The following is a 20247-nucleotide window of genomic DNA, read 5'->3' as shown; positions in this document are numbered from 1 at the left end:
AATTCAGAATTTTCTCCGATGAAATACTTATTCTCAACCATATTGATTATTTTATTAAGCTCCAAAAACCTTTTGGCTCAGGACAGCATAGCCGTAAAAAATAATTCTACAGACAGTATTTATGTACCAGAATTACACTCAGATGATACGCATCAATTCAGTTATAAAAAACTGATCATTCCTGCAGCTTTTATAAGCTATGGAGTTGCAACTTTGAAAATTGACCAATTAAAACAACTCAATTTCTCAACAAGAACCGAAATCAATGAACACAAACCCGACCAAATCCGGCTGGATAATTACACGCAGTTTGCGCCGGCAGCCTTGGTCTATGGACTGAATGCTTTCGGAGTTGAGGGAAAACATAATTTTCGGGACCGAAGCATCATTTACGGTACATCATTATTGCTTGCCTCAGCTGTTGTATTGCCTACAAAACATTTGGCAAAAGAAGAAAGACCCGACCAATCGAATAACTTATCATTCCCATCTGGACATACGGCATTCGCCTTTGCATCTGCCCAATTCATGTATAGAGAATATAAAGACACTAATTTTTGGTTGGGAGTTTCTGGCTATTCTTTTGCAGTCTTTACCGGTGTTTACAGAATGCTGAATGACAAGCATTGGTTCAGCGATGTGGTTGCCGGTGCAGGAATCGGGATTTTGTCAACAGAAGCCGCTTATTGGTTATATCCTAAAATTAACTACTTGTTATCCGGAAAAAATAAAAATTCTTCAACGATGATTATGCCTTTCTACCAAAACAAAACAGCCGGAATAGGATTGGTGAAAAATTTCTAAAACCAATATTGGCAAAATACTTGCTTATAAAACTGTAAGTAGGGGGATGCTTCGTTGGTCTTCCTACTTTTTTGTGGATATATGAAAACAAAAAACCCTAAAACATTGTCTGTAAATGAATTAGGGTTTTATTGTGAGGTGCCTAGCGGATTCGAACCGCTGTAGATGGTGTTGCAGACCACTGCCTAGCCACTCGGCCAAAGCACCGTTTTATTGGTCTGCAAATTTAGTGTTTTTTTTCAAATTTCAAATTTTATCTTCAACTTTCTTGGAAAAATTTGGAGTTACTGATTTTACTTACTTAATAACCATCGAATTGCATCATAGCCCTGATGGTAACGGTTACCCCGCAGTTGGATTTGAAAAGCGGAAGGATAAGGCTGGTGGGAAGCGCCGGCACGAGGAGTATGAGTGGACAGCAGGTTCCCGGCTCCTGAAAATACGTTTTTCGCATATTTTTAATTGATTATTACAATGTTTATTTAGGTTCTAAATAAGTATCTTTGCAGAAATTTTTTGAAATAATGGATAAATTCCAACTTAATACGATAGAAGAAGCGCTGGAGGATCTGAAAAACGGAAAAATGGTCATCGTTGTAGATGATGAAGACCGTGAAAACGAAGGCGACCTTCTGGCTGCTGCCGAACTGACAACTACTGAGATTGTTAATTTTATGGCAACTTATGCAAGAGGTTTGATTTGTATGCCGTTAACCGAAAAACGTTGTGATGAACTGGAGCTTCACTCGATGGTGGCCAACTCTACCGATCCAAAGGAAACAGCTTTTACCATTTCCGTAGACCTTCTTGGAAAAGGTGCAACAACGGGAATCTCGGCAAGTGACCGCGCGAAAACGATCCAAGCCATTATGGACCCCGATACAAAACCCGGTGACCTGATGAGACCGGGACACATCTTCCCACTCCGTGCCAGAGAAGGCGGTGTTCTGAAAAGAGCCGGCCACACGGAAGCTGCTATTGACCTGACAAGGCTGGCCGGGCTGAAGGAGGGCGGAGTCATCTGCGAAATCCTGAACGAAGACGGAACCATGTCCAGATTGCCACAGCTTCTGGAGTTTGGTAAAAAACATAATCTGAAAGTGGTTTCTATTGAAGATCTGATCCATTACCGATTGAGACAAGGTGACCTTGTTGAGAGAATCGAAGAGCGTGATATCAAAACCCATTTTGGCGATTTCAAATTTTATGTTTTTGAAGAGAAACCAACGGAACAGATACATTATGCCTTAACGAAAGGAACCTGGTCTGCAGATGAAGCGGTTCTTGTGAGGGTGCAGTCTTCGGGAACTTACTTCGATGTGTTCAGCAGATTGTCTAATGGTGAACATCCATTGATGCAGAAGGTAACAGACCTCATCAACGCGGAAGGAAAAGGTGCTGTCGTTTTTATCAACAATGTTTCTAACAAAGAAAATACATTAAGCAGAATCAAACATTTTCTTAATTTCCAGGATGGAACCAGCGAACAGCCGACGATTGCGCCAAATTTCCGGGATTATGGCATCGGTACTCAGATTTTGAAAGACCTTGGAATCAATAAATTTAAAGTAATCACCCAGAATCCTAATATTAAACCGATCCTTTCCGGTTATGATGTGGAAGTCACTGAGATGGTTGCATTGTAGACCTGAAATAATAGACGATGGAAAATCCGTCGCATCAATAAAATAAAAAACGCGTTCCAATTGGAACGCGTTTTCTGTCTATATTCTACTGTCTATCTAAATTTTAATTCGCCGGCCAAAAATTATTTTTAGGATTGATATCCGGAACGATAGACTGCGGGTCAAGCTTTACATTCGTTACTTCTTTGTTAGAATCGATTTGGAACGTCCATTCCGTATTACGTTTCCAAACCTCAACCGGTAATTTAACCGTCTGGGTCGTTCCGTCTTTGAAAGTTATAAGAACTGTTGTCGGCATTGGCAATTGTCCAATATTTTCAACGGTGATCTGAGCGCCGTTTTTGAAATCGCCATTGACAGGTTTCACATTTTTCACCGCCTGATCTACTTTCCACTTGTTCATAAACCAGCCTCGCCAGAACCAGTTCAGCTCCTCGCCAGAAACATTTTCCATCGTGTGGAAGAAATCCCAAGGTGTAGGATGTTTGAACGCCCATCTGTGAACATATGTTTTGAATGCTTTATCAAACTTCTCAGGACCCAAAATAGTTTCTCTCAAGATTCCCAATCCAACGCCAGGCTTGAAATACGCCAAAACACCAATGCTTCTTTCCTTCATATTATCCGGACCAACCATAATCTGTTCAAAGTTATCGCTCTGAACAAAAGGTCCGATTTTGCTGATATCTTGCTTATGGTAATATTCGCCTTTGTTGAAAGCTTCCGTCGAAAGTTCATTGATAAATGTATTGAATCCTTCATCCATCCAGGCAAACACTCTTTCATTGGAGCCGACAATCATAGGAAACCAGGTGTGTCCAAATTCATGGTCTGTGACACCCCAAAGGTCAGCACCTTTTGATGCTCTGTGACAGAAAACGATTCCCGGATATTCCATTCCGCCTTCGTTTCCGGCCACGTTGGTTGCGGCTGGATAGGGATATTCAAACCATTTTCCGGAGTAATGTTCAATGGCGGCTTTTGTATATTCGGTTGAGCGCCCCCAAGCTTTGTCGCCTGCGCTTTCTACAGGATAAGCCGAGATGGCCAACGATTTTTTTCCACTTGGAAGATTGATTCTCGCTGCATCGATAATGAATGCCGATGATGAAGCCCACGCGAAATCCCTCGCTTTTTCTATTTTGAATTTCCAGGTTTTTGTTCCTGAATTATTTCCTTTTCCTAATTCTGATTCCGGGTGAATCATCACAGTTTTATCGCTCTTTCTTGCGTCGTTCCAACGGTTGACTTCTTCTTTAGAATAGACTTCTTTTTCGTTCAATAATTCTCCTGAAGCTACAACGTAATGATTAGCCGGAACCGTGATATTAGCCGACAAAGTTCCGTATTCCAAATAGAATTCTGAAGCACCTAGATATGGCAAAGTGTTCCAACCCATCACATCATCGTACACGCACATTCTTGGATACCATTGCGCCAATGTGAAGATCTTCCCGTTCTTGGTATCTTCCACACCCATTCTGTCAGATCCGTACTTTGGAGAAATAAAAGAATATTCGATTTTTAATTTTGCAACACCGCCATTCGCTTTCAGTTCGTTGGGCAGGTCAATCTGCATTCTGGTGTCGGTGATAGTATATTTAACATCTTTTCCATCGTATTTTACCGACTTAATTTTGTAACCACCGTCAAATGTTTCGCCGTGTGCGCCATTTCTACTTCCAGACAAAGGCACTACAGCATTCCCTCTGGAATCTTTAGCAAAAAGATTTTGATCAAGTTGCAGCCAAAGGAAACCCAATTGGTCAGGGCTATTATTGGTATAAGTGATTTCAGCCGAGCCTGTTAATTCATTGTTAGCTTCGTTAAGGCTGACATTCAGTTGATAATCGGCCGAATTCTGCCAATATTTATGTCCCGGTTGTCCACTTGCAGAACGGGTTTCGGTTCCGGTCTGAGGATAGAAAAACGGTTTGAAAGCTTCTGTATAGTCATACTTTGGAGATTCCTGAGCGTAAGAATTGCCGACAAAAGCAAATATTGCTATAGCAGAAATCAAATTAGGGAGTTTGAATTGCATTAATGGAAAGATTTATTATTAAATAAGATTAGTCAAAAAAATCAAAAGGTTGTTACATTTTAACTTTAAGTATAGCATGACCAAAAAATAAAATTGATTTTCTAATCATTAATTAATGCGGCAACTTATCTCTCAAATATCCGTAAACCCAAGTTCCTAAAATTGCACTTAATAAAGTAATGATCACAGCAAAAGCTCCTGTTCCTATCTGAGCAAAAAGTGGTCCCGGACAAGCTCCCGTAATCGCCCAGCCAAAGCCGAAGATCAATCCTCCGTAAATTTGTCCTTTGTTAAACTTTTTAGGTGCTATTGTAATCGGCTCTCCATCAAGGGTTTTTATCTTAAACTTTTTAATCAGCCATACGGAAATCACTCCTGTAAGTACCGCACTGCCTATAACTCCATACATATGGAACGATTGCAAACGGAACATTTCCTGAATTCTGAACCAGCTGATAATTTCAGCTTTTACAAAAACAATCCCAAATAAAATTCCTACTAAGAGGTATTTAAGGTTATAATACCATTTATTTTGAACAGTAATTTCATTATTGCAAACTGCATTATTATTTTTCATTGTTTATTTTTTATAGTGAAAGAATAATCGGCAACACAACATTTGCCACAAAAAAACCACCGATCATGAAACAGATTGTTGCCACTAAAGACGGCCACTGCAGATTGGAAAGTCCCATAATAGCATGACCACTTGTACATCCTCCTGCATACCGGGTTCCAAAGCCTACTAAAAATCCGCCAACAACAATGGTTAGAAAGCCTTTTAAAGTCAATAAGCTTTTAAAATTCATTAACTGGGTGGGAACAAGATTGCTGTAATCTGTAATTCCGTAACCGGCTAATTCTGCTTTAAGCTTTGGATTCACGATAATTTCTCCAGGATTCATCAGAAAATGGGCAGAAATCATTCCTCCAAAGAAAATTCCTAAGACAAAGAATAAATTCCAGCTTTCTCTTCTCCAGTCGTATTTAAAAAAATTAATATTTCCTGGTATGCAGGCTGCACAAATATGTCGCAATGATGAACTGATCCCAAAAGATTTGTTTCCTAAAATCAGTAATATCGGAACGGTAAGTCCTATTAACGGACCTGCAACGTACCAAGGCCAAGGTTCTTTTATAATATCAAGCATAAGTTATTTCAATTTATTTCTTTTTGAACTGACAGAAAATAAAGTTCTGAACGGTATTAAATGGGGTAATATGGTCTTCTGTAAAAGATTTTACCAGTTCAAAGCTCTCCGAAAATATAGATTTCAGATCATCCTCATTATATTGTACAATTGGCAAACCGCTGCATTTTTGTGGACCATTTATAGAAAACGTACCTATAATCAACGTATCGGAAACTGCATTTTTTACAATCTCTACGTATCTTTTTATCTCTTCTTCTGTTGTCAGAAAATGAAAAGCCGCTCTGTCATGCCAGATGTCATACGTTGTTTGCGGTTTAAATTCTGTAATATTTGTAACAATCCAATCTACATTTCCAGCTAGGGATCCTAATCTTTCTTTTGCTTTTTCCAGTGCTTTTGAAGAAATATCCAGAACGGAAATATTTTCAAATCCTTTTTCCAATAAAAAATCGACCAAGTTACTGTCTCCACCGCCAATATCTATAATTTTTGAAGACTTGTCTTTCGAAGCCTCTTCTATAAGATCCAAAGAAGTTTGCGGGATTTTTTGTGTCCACCTTACTTCATCCGGATTCTTGGTTTCATATACATTTTCCCAATGGTTTTTATAATCCTGCTGTTCAAAATTTATCATTATTTCGTTCTATTTTTATGAATAATATACTTTATAAGTAACGTAGATTTTAACTAATATAAGGAAAAACCTTAGTCTGACATACAAAATCACTTTTAGGAATATCAGTTTGGGCGATCGCTTTAAATCCTCCTTCAATTTCGGTAAAATTTCGGTAGCCTCTTGCCTGAAGAATGCTTGCAGCCATCATACTTCTGTATCCACCCGCACAGTGCAGATAAAAATGTTCTTCAGGATCAATCTGACTGATCCATTCATTGATATACGCTAAAGGTTTATTATAAGCTTCATCGATGTGCTCTGCATTGTATTCGCTTTCTTTTCTTACATCGATAACTTTTACTGCTTTGTCCTTAATTTCATCTTCAAACTGCTTTGCTGAAATCCTGTGAATTGAATCCACCTCTTTTCCGCTATCTTTCCAGGCTTCAAAACCACCTTGTAAGAAACCTAAAACATGATCAAACCCAACTCTGCTCAGTCTGGTAATTGTTTCTTCTTCCTCATTTTCATTGGTCACTAATACAATCGGCTGTTGTACATCTGCAATTAAAGCTCCTATCCAGGGTGCAAAATCTCCATTCAATCCTATATTAACGGATTGCGGAATAAAACCTTTTGCAAATTCAAGATTGTTTCTTACATCAAGAATTAAGGCACCGGAAAATTCTACCGTTTCTTCAAATTCATCAGGAGATAATGTTTTTGAGCTATGAGATAAAACCTCATCAAAACTCTCGTATCCTTTTTTATTCATCGCTACATTCATCCCAAAATAAGCAGGAGGCGGCAAAAGTCCGTCAGTTACAGCCTTTATAAAACTTTCTTTATCTTTTTGATTTAAGGCATAGTTGGTTCTTTTCTGATTTCCTAAGGTATCTACCGTTTCTTTCTGCATATTTTTACCACAAGCCGAACCTGCGCCATGAGCCGGATACACAACAATATCATCATTTAAAGGCATAATCTTCTGATATAAGCTGTCATACAGCAGTCCTGCCAATTCTTCCTGAGTCAGATGTGCAGCTTTCTGAGCTAAATCAGGACGACCTACATCGCCAAGAAATAAAGTATCTCCGCTGAATAACGCCGTTTCTTTTCCATTTTCATCCATTAATAAAAAGGAAGAACTTTCCAACGTATGTCCCGGAGTATGCAACACTTTAATTTTAATTTTTCCAATCTCAAAAACCTGGTTGTCTTCGGCGATAATCGCTTCAAATTCCGGTGTTGCAGTGGGTCCATAGACAATAGGGGCTCCTGTTTTTTGGCTTAAATCTACGTGACCGCTTACGAAATCTGCATGAAAGTGAGTTTCAAAGATATATTTAAGCGTTACTTTGTCTTTTTCCAAACGGTCCAGGTAAGGTTTTGTTTCTCTTAGAGGATCAATAATAATGGCTTCCCCATCAGAAATAATATAATAAGCTCCCTGAGCCAAACATCCTGTATAAATCTGTTCTATTTTCATTTTTAATAAATTTTGTTTTGTTGAGTACAAATTTCTCTTTTTAGTATTTCCTGCACAGCTACTTTTGTTACATAAGGTTTTTAGAGAAAAATTTCTTTAATGATGATATAAATTCCCATAACCAAAATAAACCATCCGAATGCAGGCTTCAGCTTTTTCCCATCAATCTTTTTCGATAAATATGAACCTATTATAATTCCGACAACAGCAATTACCGATACCGATAAAAGAAATCTCCAGTCAATGGTAGCATTGTGAACAGATGAAAAAAATCCGATCAAAGAGTTTAAAGAAATGATGACAAGAGAAGTTCCGATCGCCACTTTCATGGGAGTTTTCAGAAGATTAACCAATGCCGGAATAATCATAAATCCTCCGCCTGCTCCGACTAATCCTGTTAAAACTCCGACAACAGAGCCTTCTCCTGCTGCTAAAAGGGTATTATTTTTATTTTCTTGCTTTTCGTCCGGCTGTTGCACATCTTTCCGGATCATTTTGTAGGAAGCTACCATCATTAATCCTGCAAAAATCAGCAGCAGAAAAATATCTTTGGTAATCATCAAATTGTTGATTCTTAAAACTTCCTCCGGAATGAGAGGCAAAAGATAGTTGCGGGTAAGAAAAATGGAAATTACAGACGGAATTCCAAAAACTATGGCGATTTTAAGATTCACCAATCTTTTTTTGAAATACGCCATGGAACCGGCCACACTGCTTATTCCTACAATAAAAAGCGAATATTCTGTAGCCAATAATGCATCTATCCCGAAAAGATAGACGAGAACGGGAACGGTAAGAATACTTCCACCGCCGCCAATTAATCCTAAAGAAACACCAATTAAAACTGATGCGATATAACCAAAAATTTCCATTTTTACTTCCTTCAATTTGAAAGCAAAAATGGAAATTCCATTATTTCTGTACCGCTACTTTTGTTACATAACTTAAAATAAAAGCTGAATTTTATTTCTACCGAGTTTCAGCTTTCCTTCTTCTTCCAGCTGTTTCAGTAACCTGGAAACAACAACTCTGGCTGTTCCCAATTCATTGGCCAACTGTTCGTGAGTAATGATAATGGTACTCGAATTTGATAATTCTGATTTTTTCTGGAGCAGATTCAGCAATCTTTCGTCAACTTTCTTAAAGGCGATTGCATTAATAATATCCAACAGTTCTTCGAAACGTTTATGGTAAAGACGGAAAATATAATCCAACCATTCCGGATATTCTTTAATGAAAAGCGAAACTTTATCTATGGGTAAAAACAGAATCTCGGTATCTTCTTCCACTTCTGCTTTTACAATGCTTTTTTCATTGTGCATTCCTCCCAAGAACGACATAATGCAGCTTTCTCCGGCTTTGATATAGTATAATAAAATTTCACGCCCGTCTTCTTCGGTACGAATAACCTTCATCATACCTTTCATCACGATAGGAATCGAACGGATAGAGGAATTTTCATCTAAAATGATATCTCCTTCATGATAGGTTTTGGTGATTCCATACTGATAAAGCTTTTCAACCAATTCAGGAGACGAATTAAACTCTGTATTAAGAACCGAGCCTGACATTATTAACTATCAATTTGATTTTTTCGCTTTTATCATCGCTTCCAAAGCATCCCACATTTCCTGAGGAATATCCTCCAACATATTGAATTCTCCTGCACCTTGTAGCCATTCTCCACCATCGATTGTGACCACTTCACCATTCATATAAGCAGAATAATCGGAAACGAGATAAGCGGCCAGATTCGCCAATTCCTGATGCTCTCCCACTCTTCTGAGCGGCACTTTTTTGCGCATATCAAATTTTTCCTGCAAATCTCCAGGTAATAATCTGTCCCAGGCACCTTTCGTTGGAAATGGTCCCGGCGCAATGGCATTAAAACGGATGCCATATTTCGCCCACTCCACCGCCAGACTTCTGGTCATTGCCAGAACGCCCGCCTTTGCACAAGCCGACGGAACAACATAAGCTGAACCTGTCCAGGCGTAAGTTGTCACAATGTTAAGAACTGTTCCAGGAATTTTGTTGTCAATCCAATATTTTCCGACAGACAATGTACAGTTCTTGGTTCCTTTCAAAACTATATCTAAAATTGAATCAAAAGCCGAATGTGTTAATCTTTCGGTTGGCGATATGAAATTCCCGGCAGCGTTGTTTAAAAGAATATCGATTCTCCCGAATTCTTTTAAAGCCGCTTCTTTCATCGCTTCCACTTCTTCCCAATTTCTGACATCGCAAGCCACACAAAGCACTTTTCCACCAGTTTGTTCTTCCAGTTCTTTTGCTGTCCCCTGCAGTTTTTCCAAGTTTCTTGAAGTGATAACGACTTTCGCTCCGAGTTCCAAAAAATATTTGGTCATTGCTTTTCCAAGACCGCTTCCGCCACCAGTCACAATAGCGACTTTATCTTTGAGTGCGTCTTCGCGCAACATTGGTTGTGTATATAGATTCATTTAGTAAGTGATTTTTGATATTAATAAACGATGATTTGCGTCTGTGGTAAATTTAGATTTTTATTTTGTTTTGAGAATTAACAAAAGTTATGCACAAAATATGAACGTCATACGATTGCGCCCCGGCTTGAACGGAGCTCTTTTTGCGGAACGAAGTGGAGCAAAAAAGCGGGAGTGGAAGACGGAAAAGGCGCCCAAAAATCCTTCATCGTAGTTTTGGCTACAACAATCTTTGATTTGGTCACACCGTTCCGTTCATCATTTTTCAACTTTGTCCTGTAAATAATTAACCCCTTAAAAACAATCAAAATGAGTACAAAAAAAGTATGGTTCGTGACTGGCGCTTCAAAAGGTTTAGGTCTGACATTAGTAAAAAAATTATTAACTGAAGGTTATTCCGTTGCAGCGACTTCAAGAAATGTTTCTGAATTAAAGAAAGTCATCAGCGCAGAAAACTCTGATTTTCTTCCATTGGAAGTGGATTTGGTTAATGAAAATTCGGTTTCAGAAGCGATTTCTAAAACAGTTGAGAAATTCGGAAAATTAGATGTTATCGTGAATAATGCGGGTTACGGACAATTGGGAACTCTAGAAGAATTAACAGATAAAGAAAGCCGTCAGAATTTTGACACCAATGTCTTTGGTTCTTTGAATATCATCAGAAAATCAATGCCTTACCTCACAGCACAAAAAAGCGGTCTTGTGATTAACATTTCATCAATTGGCGGACTTTCAGGAGATTTTCCCGGTTGGGGAATCTATTGCGCTACCAAGTTTGCCGTTGTCGGTTTCACGGAAGCTTTGGCTGCGGAAGCGAAAGAATTTGGAGTGAATGCAACCGTTGTTTATCCCGGTTATTTCAGAACTGACTTTTTAACCGGCGGTTCTCTTCGCACACCTGAAAATGAAATTGCTGCTTATGCAACGGCCAGACAAATTCAAAAAGCGCACGAGCAGGACATCAACGGCAATCAGCCCGGCGACCCGGAAAAAGCAGCGGTAGCCTTAATAGAATTAGCGGCAATGGAAAATCCACCTGTTCATTTGGTTTTAGGTTCCGATGCTTTTCAAATGGCGAACAACAAGTTAAGCACATTTCAAAATGAAATTTCTGATTTCAAAACATTAAGTATTTCAACAGATTACTAACTTTGTAAGGCAGCAGTTTCCGGATTGTTGCCTTTAATCTTATTAGATTATGAGTAACAGGAAATTATATACGATTGACACCGTTGCTGAATTTCACAGGATTTGCGGATTGTCTCAACCTCAACACCCAATGATTAGTCTGGTGGATTACAGCCAGGTGGAATATCAAATCGAGGAATCGGAAATCAGCTGGGTTCAGGAATTGTATTTTATGGGTTTCAAGCGTGATATCCAGGGAAAATTGCATTATGGACAAAGCCAGTATGATTTTGACGGTGGTCTGATGTGCTTTATTGCGCCGAGACAATTGGTAAAAATGATTATTGATAAATATGATACGAAACCGTCCGGATTTCTTTTAGCTTTTCATCCCGATTTTATCTGGAATACCTCTTTGGCAAAGACCATTCACAATTATAAATTCTTCGGTTATGATGTCAATGAAGCGTTGTTTCTTTCTGAAAAAGAAGAAGAAACGTTGATTGGACTTTTCAAAGGCATCGAACGCGAATATCAGTCAGGAATTGATGAATTCACACAGAATATCATCATTTCTCAAATTGAAGTGATTCTGAATTACTGCGAACGATTTTACCAAAGACAATTCATCACCAGAAAAAAGAGCAATCATCAGATTTTGGATAAATTGGAACATATTCTGGAAGATTATTTCAAAAATGAAGTCTTCAATAAAGGTTTGCCAACCGCGAATTACATAGCAGAATCTCTGAATATTTCTACTAATTATTTAGGAAGCTTATTAAAATCCCTGACCGGACAAACGACCCAACAACACATCCACGAAAAACTGATTGAAAAAGCCAAGGAAAAGCTTTCTACAACTGAGCTTTCCGTAAGTGAGATTGCTTATGAATTGGGCTTTGAACATTCACAATCTTTTAGCAAACTGTTTAAAGCCAAAACGGACATTTCGCCTTTGGAGTTCCGGAAGTCGTTTAATTAATTATAAAAAATCCTCTCGCAGATTGAGCTGATTACGCAGATTTTATCTGACTAATTTGCCTAATCTACGAGAGATTAAATTTTGGCTAAAGCCCACTCTTATTGATAATTATTTTTCAAAAACATCTTCCCTAATGTTTTTTTTGTGATTTTTACCCCAATCGGAAAGTGACATAATCACATTTTTCAGCGTTCTGCTGTAATCTGTGGAAATATATTCTACCACAACCGGCGTCATTTCTGCGTGCACTACCCTTTTCACAAACCCATTCAGTTCCAAATCTTTCAGTTCATTAGACAAAACTCTTGCGGAAATTCCGGGAATCAATCTTTGCAATTCGTTGAAACGGATATTTCCCATTTCCTGCAGAACGATAATGATTTTCAGTTTCCACTTCCCCGAAATAACGTATAATGCGTCTTCAACAGCCGCGAGATTTTCGCCACAAGTGATTTTACAACCAGCTTTATAAACCTCTACTTCGTTTTCCATAAGATTAAAATTAAAACTGCTAATAAAAAGGTTACTACTAACCTTTTGTTCACTACTTACTTTTGATAAGCAAATGTACATAATTTTGCTGAAGAAATTTTAATTAATAAACAATGAAAAAAATACTTCACATTATTTCAAGTTCAAGGACGAAAGATTCAGCAAGCAGAACTTTAGGAAATGCCATCGAAGAAAAATTACAGGAAGCTTATCCGGAACATTCGATCACAACTTTGGATTTATTGAAAACTCCGTTTCCACATTTGGGAGAACAACAGGTCGATTCCTGGTTTATTCCGGCAGAAAACAGAACTCCTGAACAAAATGAAGCCGTCAAACGTTCGGACGATGCGATTGCGCAATTGCAGGCTTCGGATATTATTGTGATTTCGGTTCCGATTTACAATTTCGGGATTCCTTCTGGTTTAAAAGCGTATATCGACCATATTGCTCGTGGCGGAATGACTTTCCGGTATTCTGAAAATGGTTTTGAAGGTCTGGTTAAAAACAAAAAAGCTTATATCGCAGTGGCAAGTGGCTCTATTTTCTCTGAGGGCGATTATCAGTCTTATGACTTTGTGGTTCCTTATTTGAGAAGTGTTCTTGGTTTTATCGGAGTTACAGACGTAAGCGTTTTCCGGGCTGAAGGTTTGAATCTTCCGCATCTGCAGGAAACAGCTTTAGAAAAAGGAATTGAGAGTATTGTGATTGTTTAATTTTAATTAATTGTTAGAAATAAAAATCCTCATCAAGCTAAATTTGATAAGGATTTTGTTTAATAAATTCTTATTGTAATATGAAAGATATTTGTCATTCTGACAAAGCAAGAATCTCAACAACTTAAGATTCTTCACTACATTTTATTTCGTTCAGAATGACATATTCAAAATTTTAATCATTTAATTTATTCCTCAACCTCAAAAAGCAACCGCTCACCGAATTTTCCTTCATTGATTTTTCCATTCTCGTAAACCAGATTTCCGTTGACGAAAGTGTGGGTAACTTTAGAATGAAATTCAGTTCCTTCCAGCGGACTCCAACCACATTTATAAAGAATATTTTCTTTTTCGACCGTCCAGTTTTGATTCAAATCAACCAAAACCAAATCCGCTTTGTAACCTTCTCTGATGAAACCTCTTTTTTCGATTCTGAATAAAATTGCAGGATTGTGAGCCATTTTTTCAACGATTCTTTCCAAAGAAATCTTTCCGTTTTTGTAATTTTCCAACATCACCACCAAAGAATGCTGAACCAGAGGCGCTCCGGAAGGACATTTTGTATAAACATTCTGTTTTTCTTCCCAAGTGTGCGGCGCGTGGTCGGTTGCAATCACATCGATTCTATCATCCAACAACGCTTCCCAAAGTCCGTCCTTGTCTTTTTGTGTTTTTACGGCAGGATTCCATTTGATTAATCCACCTTTTGTGTCGTAATCTTCGTTGGTGAAAGTCAGATGATGAACACAAACTTCCGCCGTTATTTTTTTATCTTTTAAAGGAATATCATTTCTGAAAAGCTCCGTTTCAATCGCTGTTGACAAATGGAAAACGTGAAGTCTTGCGCCGGTTTTCTTTGCCAGTTCAATCGCTTTTGATGAAGATTTATAACAAGCCTCCTCACTTCTTATTAAATGATGGAATTTCACAGGAATGTCTTCACCAAATTCGTCCAAATATTTTTGAGTATTTTCTCTAATGGTTGCTTCATCTTCACAATGAACGGCAATCAACATTTTGGTATTGCTGAAAATATTTTCCAGAGTTTCCGGATTATCGACCAACATATTTCCTGTTGACGAACCCAAAAATAATTTGATTCCCGGAACATTTCTCGGATTCGTTTTTAAAACTTCTTCGAGGTTATCATTTGTGCCACCCATCATAAAACCGTAATTGGCGAAAGATTTCTGAGAAGCGATTTCATATTTATCTGCTAATAACTCCTGTGTTACAGCATTTGGAACCGTGTTTGGCTGCTCAATAAAACTAGTCGTTCCACCGGCAATTGCAGAACGTGATTCTGTTTCAATGTCGCCTTTCCAGGTCAAACCTGGCTCGCGGAAATGAACCTGGTCATCAATCACTCCAGGTAAAAGATATTTTCCCGAAGCATCGATAATTTGGTCTGCTTCTTCGGAAATATTGGATTGAATTTTAGAAATCAAATCGTTTTCGATGAGAATATCGCTTTGGATAATCTTCCCTTCGTTGACGATTTGGGCATTTTTTATTAGGATCTTCATTTCACTTTTTTAGATTAAAGCAAAATTAAGTTTTTGAATTTATAAACCACAAAAGTCACAAAAGAAAATCTGATTGTTAATTCAAATGAAATCGAGCTTATTTTTCAGAATATTTAAAATGAATAAAACTTTTGTGCCTTTTGTGGTTTTAACTAAATTGCTTCAAAATTCCAAAGAATGTCTCTAAGAAAATTCATTTTAATTCTTCCCGTTTTAGTTGCTTCATTATTCAATTCTCAGAAATTAGAAAACTTAGTTAAGTTCGTTAATCCAATTATCGGAACTGAGAAAATGGGACACACCTATCCTGGAGCAACAGTTCCTTTTGGAGCAGTTCAACTGAGCCCTGAAACTGATACGCTGTCTTATGAAATCAACGGAAAATACAATCCTGATGTTTATAAATATTGCGCCGGATATCGTTATGAGGACAAAACTATTGTCGGATTTTCGCACACGCATTTTAGTGGAACCGGACATTCGGATTTGGGTGATTTTCTGATAATGCCGACTGTTGGAAACTTAAAATTGAATCCCGGAACTGCACAAAATCCTGAAAGTGGATTTCGTTCCAGGTTTTCTCATCAGAATGAAAAAGCAGAAGCCGGCTATTATAAAGTGAAACTCGATGATTCTAATATTTTAGCGGAATTAACAGCAACTACAAGAGTTGGATTTCATCAATACACGTTTCCAAAATCTGATGATGCGCATATTATTTTGGATTTGATGTCAGGCATTTACAATTACGATGACAAGAATATCTGGACTTATGTAAGGATAGAAAACGACCGCAGAATTACAGGTTACAGACAAACCAACGGTTGGGCAAGAACAAGAACAGTTTATTTCGCAATGGAATTTTCGAAGCCTTTCAAATCTTACGGACAGAAAAATTTTGATTCAAAGCAAGCTTATAGAGGATTTTGGAGAAAGTGGAATCAGGATGATAATTTCCCTGAGATTGCCGGAAAGAAAATCAGAATGCACTTCGATTTTGATACTCTGGACAATGAAAAAATTCAAGTCAAATTTGCGATTTCGCCAGTCAGTCAAGCCAATGCTTTGGAAAATTTACAGAAAGAAACTCCGGACTGGAATTTTGAAAACGTGAAAAATCAGGCTCAAAATAATTGGAATAAAGAACTGAGTAAAATCGTTGTCAATACTTTAAACGACGATGATAAAGTGAATTTTTACACGGCAATGTATCATACTTTCATCAATCCGACGACTTATATGGACATCAACGGTGAGTATAAAGGTCTCGACCAAAATGTTCATCAGGCAAAAGATTTTACAAACTACACCACATTTTCGCTTTGGGACACTTACCGCGCTTTGCATCCGTTTTTTAATATTATTCAACCAAAACGAAATAATGATATGGTTAAATCAATGTTGGCACATTATGACCAGTTCAGCCTGAAAATGTTACCTGTTTGGTCGCATTACGCCAACGAAAACTGGTGTATGAGCGGTTATCATTCGGTTTCTTTGATTGCTGATGCGATTATTAAAAATACATTTACAGGAAATTCAGAAGAAGCTTTGAAGGCTTGCATTGCCACTTCCAACAAGAGAAATTACGAAGGCATCGGCGAATATGTTGACAAAGGTTATATCTCTGCAGAGAAAAACGGAACATCGGTTTCCAACACTTTGGAATACGCTTACGACGATTGGGCGATTGCACAAATCGCTAAGAAACTAGGCAAAACCGATATCTATAATGAATATCTGAAACGTTCCGAAAACTGGAAAAATGTCTTCGACAAATCGATTGGTTTTATGAGACCGAGATTATCAGACGGAAGTTTCAAAAAAGAATTTGATTTGCTGAGCACGCACGGACAAGGATTTATTGAGGGAAACTCTTGGAATTACAGTTTCTTTGTTCCACACAATCCGAATGGTTTGATTGATGCGATGGGCGGGAAAAAGAAATTCAGTGAAAATCTGGATGAATTATTTTCGATGCATTTGCCCGACGAGTTTTTTGCCGATACTGAAGACATTACACGAGAAGGAATTATCGGTGGTTATGTTCACGGCAACGAACCTGCGCATCACGTCGCTTATCTCTATAATGTTGCCGGGCAACCTTGGAAAACGCAGTCTCAAATCCGCAAAATTCTGGAAATGCAATACAAAGCAAAGCCCGATGGATTAGGTGGAAATGACGATTGCGGACAAATGAGTGCGTGGTATATTTTCAGCAGTTTAGGATTCTACCCTGTGTCGCCGGGTTCTGATGAATATCAAATTGGAAGTCCAAGTGTGAAGAATGCAACTCTGAATCTTGAAAACGGAAAATCATTCGAAATTGAAGCTAAAAATCAGTCTGATAAAAATGTTTACATAGAAAAAATAGAACTGAATGGAAAAGCCATAAAAGATTTTACAATCAGACATCAGGATATTATGAATGGCGGAAAGCTGACATTCTATATGACCGACAAACCGAAGAAATAAAATTGAACTTTAACAGAATCCATTAATTTTGCAAAAATTTTCGAATCGAAATTAAAATGAAGAAACTTCTCGGACAAACCGCGCTTTATGGATTAACGACTGTGATTATCAGACTCTTCCCATTCGTTATCAATCCTATTATTACGAGAACTTTTGGACCAACGGCCTACTCTCCTTTTGCCGACTTCTATTCGGTAGCAGGTGTTATTGCTGTCCTTTTGACGCACGGTATGGAAACCACTTTTTTCCGATTTGCTCTGGACGAAAAAGATGATAGAAAACTGATTTCAACTTCATTTTTCAGTGTTTTGGCTGTGACTTTGGTTTATCTTTTTTTCACATTGATTTACAGACAACCTCTTGCGAATGCTTTCAAAACACCAGACCAGGTTGACTTATTGGCAATCTTAACAGTAACTTTGGCTTTGGATGCTTTTTGTGCAATGCCTTTTGTAATGCTGAGGAAAAATGAAAGACCTTTGAAATATGCAGGAATCAGAATCACAAACGGAGTTATTAATTTTCTTTTGGTTGTATTTTTCATCATTATTCTGCCAAAATATCCAAATGGAATTTTCGGATTAAAATACAGTCCGGAATTTGGAATCGGTTATGTTTTTGTAGCCAATCTTGTTGCAAGTTCAATCACATTTTTGATGTTATCGCAAGAATTATTAATCGCAAGGATAAAGTATTTCTCTTGGGAACTTTGGAAAAAGATGATAAAATATTCCTGGCCGATTACCATTGCAGGTTTGGCTGGAATCATCAACGAAACATTTGACAGACAGTTTCTTAAATTTCTTTTACCAGAAGACATCGGTCGTCACGAATTAGGTGTTTATGGTGGTGTGGCAAAGGTTGTTACATTTGTTATTTTGTTCAGACAAGCTTATTCTTTAGGAATTGAACCATTTTTCTTTAGTAATTCCAAAAAAGATAACGCTAAAGAGATGTACGTAAGGCTAATGGATATTTTCGTCGCAATCAATTGCCTGATTGTTTTATTCCTTTCTGTAAATCTTGATTGGATCGCAAAAGTTTACATCAACAATCCTGAATATTATGAAGGTATTGGAATTCTTCCGATATTGTTTTTTGCCAGCTTGTTTTTAGGGATTTATCTTAACCTTTCGATTTGGTATAAATTGACTGATAAAACCATTATCGGTGCTTACATTTCTGGAATTGGAGTTTTGATAACAATACTTATTAATTTTTATTTCATTCCAAAATATGGTTACTGGGCTTCGACCTGGGCAACCATTGCGAGTTACTTTGCCATGATGGTTATCTCGTACATTTGGGGGCATTACAAATATCCGATCCCTTACAATATTTACAAAAATATTACAGTCATTACCATCACAATGCTAGTGTCTCTGGTATGTTATCAATATTTAAAAGAAAACATTTGGCTAGGAAATGTTATATTTCTAATTTTGGCAACCTTCTTATTAAGAAAGGAAAAATTGATTCCGGCAAAAATTCTTAATAAAATTAAAAGGAAATAATAACTCAAATTTAGTATTAACTAACTAATAACCAAAAATTTAACAATAATTTTATGAAAATAATAGTTCCAATGGCTGGACGCGGATCCAGACTTAGACCTCATACACTGACAGTACCAAAACCATTGATCCCGATTGCAGGAAAGCCAATCGTACAAAGACTGGTAGAAGACATTGCAAAAGTAGCTAATGAGCCCATAGAGGAAATCGCCTTCATCATCGGAGATTTTGGACCGGAAGTAGAAGCATCATTAATAAAAGTTGCTGAAAATCTTGGAGCAAAAGGAAGCATATATACACAAAACGAACCTTTAGGAACAGCTCACGCTATCAATTGTGCAAGGAAAAGTATGAGTGGGCCGGTGATTATTGCATTTGCTGATACATTATTCCGTGCAGATTTCCATTTGGATACCAATGCGGACGGTGTAATCTGGGTAAAAAAAGTTGATGATCCATCTGCTTTTGGGGTTGTGAAACTGGATGATTATGGTTTCATTACAGATTTTGTAGAAAAACCGAAAGAATATGTTTCTGATTTGGCCATTATCGGCATTTATTATTTCAATTCTGCGGAGAAATTGATGGCAGAAATTGACCATATAATGGATAATCATATTCTTGAAGGTGGCGAATATCAATTAACAACCGCATTAGAAAACCTCAGAGCAAAAGGTGCTAAATTTTCTTTAGGAAAAGTTGACGATTGGATGGATTGTGGAAATAAAAATGCCACTGTAGAAACTAACAGCAAAATTTTGCAGTACGAAAAAGAATGTATGGCAAAATATCCGGAATCTGCTAAAATCGAAAACTGCTTAATTATCCCGCCATGTTTTATTGGAGAAAATGTTAAGATTTCTAATTCTAAAATTGGCCCTAATGTTTCTCTTGGTAACAATACAATTGTCATTAATTCAAATATTGATAACTCATTAATCCAGGAGAATACCATTATTGACCATGGGAATCTAAGCAATTCAATGATTGGTAACTCTGCCAAATATTTTGGTGTAGCAAGAGAGATTTCTTTAGGTGATTATTCAGTTTTAGATTTCCTTTCAAAAGATTAATTTGTACAAATTATAATACAGACTTTGTCAGACATCTGGCAAAGTTTGTCATTTTATTTAACTAAGTTTTTAGAAATATTAATTCCTATTTGGCGTTAATATTGTTAGATTCACTTGAAAAAAGTT

General features: G+C 37.4%; 18 protein-coding genes and 1 tRNA gene. 8 read left to right on the top strand and 11 right to left on the bottom strand.

Annotated elements, in window-relative coordinates; translation table 11 throughout:
• Positions 1-18: 18 nt before the first annotated feature.
• A complete protein-coding gene (locus AC5P2S_RS03135; protein WP_494556182.1) occupies positions 19-804 on the top strand; it encodes a phosphatase PAP2 family protein in 786 nt (261 codons plus the stop codon).
• A 136-nt stretch (positions 805-940) separates the two neighbouring features.
• Here the strand turns inward: AC5P2S_RS03135 and AC5P2S_RS03130 are convergent.
• Positions 941-1011 (bottom strand) — tRNA-Cys (locus AC5P2S_RS03130).
• 317 nt (positions 1012-1328) lie between these two features.
• Here AC5P2S_RS03130 and ribB point away from each other — a divergent pair.
• A complete protein-coding gene (gene ribB, locus AC5P2S_RS03125; RefSeq protein ID WP_120213993.1) occupies positions 1329-2450 on the top strand; it encodes a 3,4-dihydroxy-2-butanone-4-phosphate synthase in 1122 nt (373 codons plus the stop codon).
• A 103-nt stretch (positions 2451-2553) separates the two neighbouring features.
• Here ribB and AC5P2S_RS03120 read toward each other — a convergent pair whose 3' ends face one another.
• The 8 genes from AC5P2S_RS03120 to AC5P2S_RS03085 all read right to left on the bottom strand — a co-directional run bounded on the left by AC5P2S_RS03120 (position 2554) and on the right by AC5P2S_RS03085 (position 10212).
• A complete protein-coding gene (locus AC5P2S_RS03120; RefSeq protein WP_494556181.1) occupies positions 2554-4491 on the bottom strand; it encodes a M1 family metallopeptidase in 1938 nt (645 codons plus the stop codon).
• A gap of 112 nt (positions 4492-4603) precedes the next feature.
• Positions 4604-5068: a DUF6691 family protein gene (locus AC5P2S_RS03115; protein ID WP_494556180.1), complete on the bottom strand. Its 465-nt coding sequence runs from the start codon at positions 5066-5068 to the stop codon at positions 4604-4606.
• Between the two features lie 10 nt (positions 5069-5078).
• Positions 5079-5642 (bottom strand): YeeE/YedE family protein, encoded by a 564-nt coding sequence (locus tag AC5P2S_RS03110; RefSeq protein WP_494556179.1) that lies wholly within the window; start codon positions 5640-5642, stop codon positions 5079-5081.
• Positions 5643-5655: 13 nt separating this feature from the next.
• On the bottom strand, positions 5656-6279 hold the full coding sequence (locus AC5P2S_RS03105) for a class I SAM-dependent methyltransferase (RefSeq protein ID WP_494556178.1): 624 nt from the start codon (positions 6277-6279) through the stop codon (positions 5656-5658).
• Between the two features lie 49 nt (positions 6280-6328).
• Positions 6329-7750: an MBL fold metallo-hydrolase gene (locus AC5P2S_RS03100; protein ID WP_494556177.1), complete on the bottom strand. Its 1422-nt coding sequence runs from the start codon at positions 7748-7750 to the stop codon at positions 6329-6331.
• Between the two features lie 80 nt (positions 7751-7830).
• Positions 7831-8622: a sulfite exporter TauE/SafE family protein gene (locus AC5P2S_RS03095; protein ID WP_494556176.1), complete on the bottom strand. Its 792-nt coding sequence runs from the start codon at positions 8620-8622 to the stop codon at positions 7831-7833.
• 72 nt (positions 8623-8694) lie between these two features.
• A complete protein-coding gene (locus AC5P2S_RS03090) occupies positions 8695-9321 on the bottom strand; it encodes a Crp/Fnr family transcriptional regulator (protein ID WP_494556175.1) in 627 nt (208 codons plus the stop codon).
• Between the two features lie 9 nt (positions 9322-9330).
• Positions 9331-10212 carry an SDR family oxidoreductase gene (locus AC5P2S_RS03085; RefSeq protein WP_120213991.1) on the bottom strand — a complete coding sequence of 294 codons (882 nt, stop codon included), beginning with the start codon at positions 10210-10212 and terminating at the stop codon, positions 9331-9333.
• Between the two features lie 309 nt (positions 10213-10521).
• On the opposite strand from AC5P2S_RS03085, the gene AC5P2S_RS03080 reads away from it, so the two are divergent.
• Both AC5P2S_RS03080 and AC5P2S_RS03075 read left to right on the top strand, forming a co-directional pair.
• A complete protein-coding gene (locus tag AC5P2S_RS03080; protein ID WP_494556174.1) occupies positions 10522-11361 on the top strand; it encodes an SDR family NAD(P)-dependent oxidoreductase in 840 nt (279 codons plus the stop codon).
• Between the two features lie 49 nt (positions 11362-11410).
• A complete protein-coding gene (locus AC5P2S_RS03075; RefSeq protein WP_494556173.1) occupies positions 11411-12325 on the top strand; it encodes a helix-turn-helix domain-containing protein in 915 nt (304 codons plus the stop codon).
• A 108-nt stretch (positions 12326-12433) separates the two neighbouring features.
• On the opposite strand, the gene AC5P2S_RS03070 is transcribed toward AC5P2S_RS03075, so the two are convergent.
• Positions 12434-12817, bottom strand: a complete 384-nt coding sequence (locus AC5P2S_RS03070) for a winged helix-turn-helix transcriptional regulator (RefSeq protein WP_283416303.1) — start codon at positions 12815-12817, stop codon at positions 12434-12436.
• 113 nt (positions 12818-12930) lie between these two features.
• Between AC5P2S_RS03070 and AC5P2S_RS03065 the strand changes: the two genes are divergently transcribed.
• On the top strand, positions 12931-13533 hold the full coding sequence (locus tag AC5P2S_RS03065) for an FMN-dependent NADH-azoreductase (protein WP_494556172.1): 603 nt from the start codon (positions 12931-12933) through the stop codon (positions 13531-13533).
• A 188-nt stretch (positions 13534-13721) separates the two neighbouring features.
• On the opposite strand, the gene AC5P2S_RS03060 is transcribed toward AC5P2S_RS03065, so the two are convergent.
• Complete coding sequence (locus AC5P2S_RS03060) at positions 13722-15059, bottom strand: dihydroorotase (protein WP_494556171.1); 1338 nt, start codon at positions 15057-15059, stop codon at positions 13722-13724.
• Positions 15060-15236: 177 nt separating this feature from the next.
• Between AC5P2S_RS03060 and AC5P2S_RS03055 the strand changes: the two genes are divergently transcribed.
• From AC5P2S_RS03055 to AC5P2S_RS03045, 3 genes are read left to right on the top strand one after another with little or no spacing between them, the layout of a single operon-like run.
• Positions 15237-17534 carry a GH92 family glycosyl hydrolase gene (locus AC5P2S_RS03055; protein WP_494556170.1) on the top strand — a complete coding sequence of 766 codons (2298 nt, stop codon included), beginning with the start codon at positions 15237-15239 and terminating at the stop codon, positions 17532-17534.
• A gap of 56 nt (positions 17535-17590) precedes the next feature.
• On the top strand, positions 17591-19048 hold the full coding sequence (locus tag AC5P2S_RS03050; RefSeq protein WP_494556169.1) for a lipopolysaccharide biosynthesis protein: 1458 nt from the start codon (positions 17591-17593) through the stop codon (positions 19046-19048).
• A 53-nt stretch (positions 19049-19101) separates the two neighbouring features.
• Positions 19102-20121, top strand: a complete 1020-nt coding sequence (locus AC5P2S_RS03045) for a sugar phosphate nucleotidyltransferase (RefSeq protein ID WP_283416298.1) — start codon at positions 19102-19104, stop codon at positions 20119-20121.
• Positions 20122-20247: the final 126 nt, after the last annotated feature.

Source organism: Epilithonimonas sp. 33E (assembly GCF_059372615.1).
This window is presented reverse-complemented; position numbering and strand designations above follow the sequence as displayed.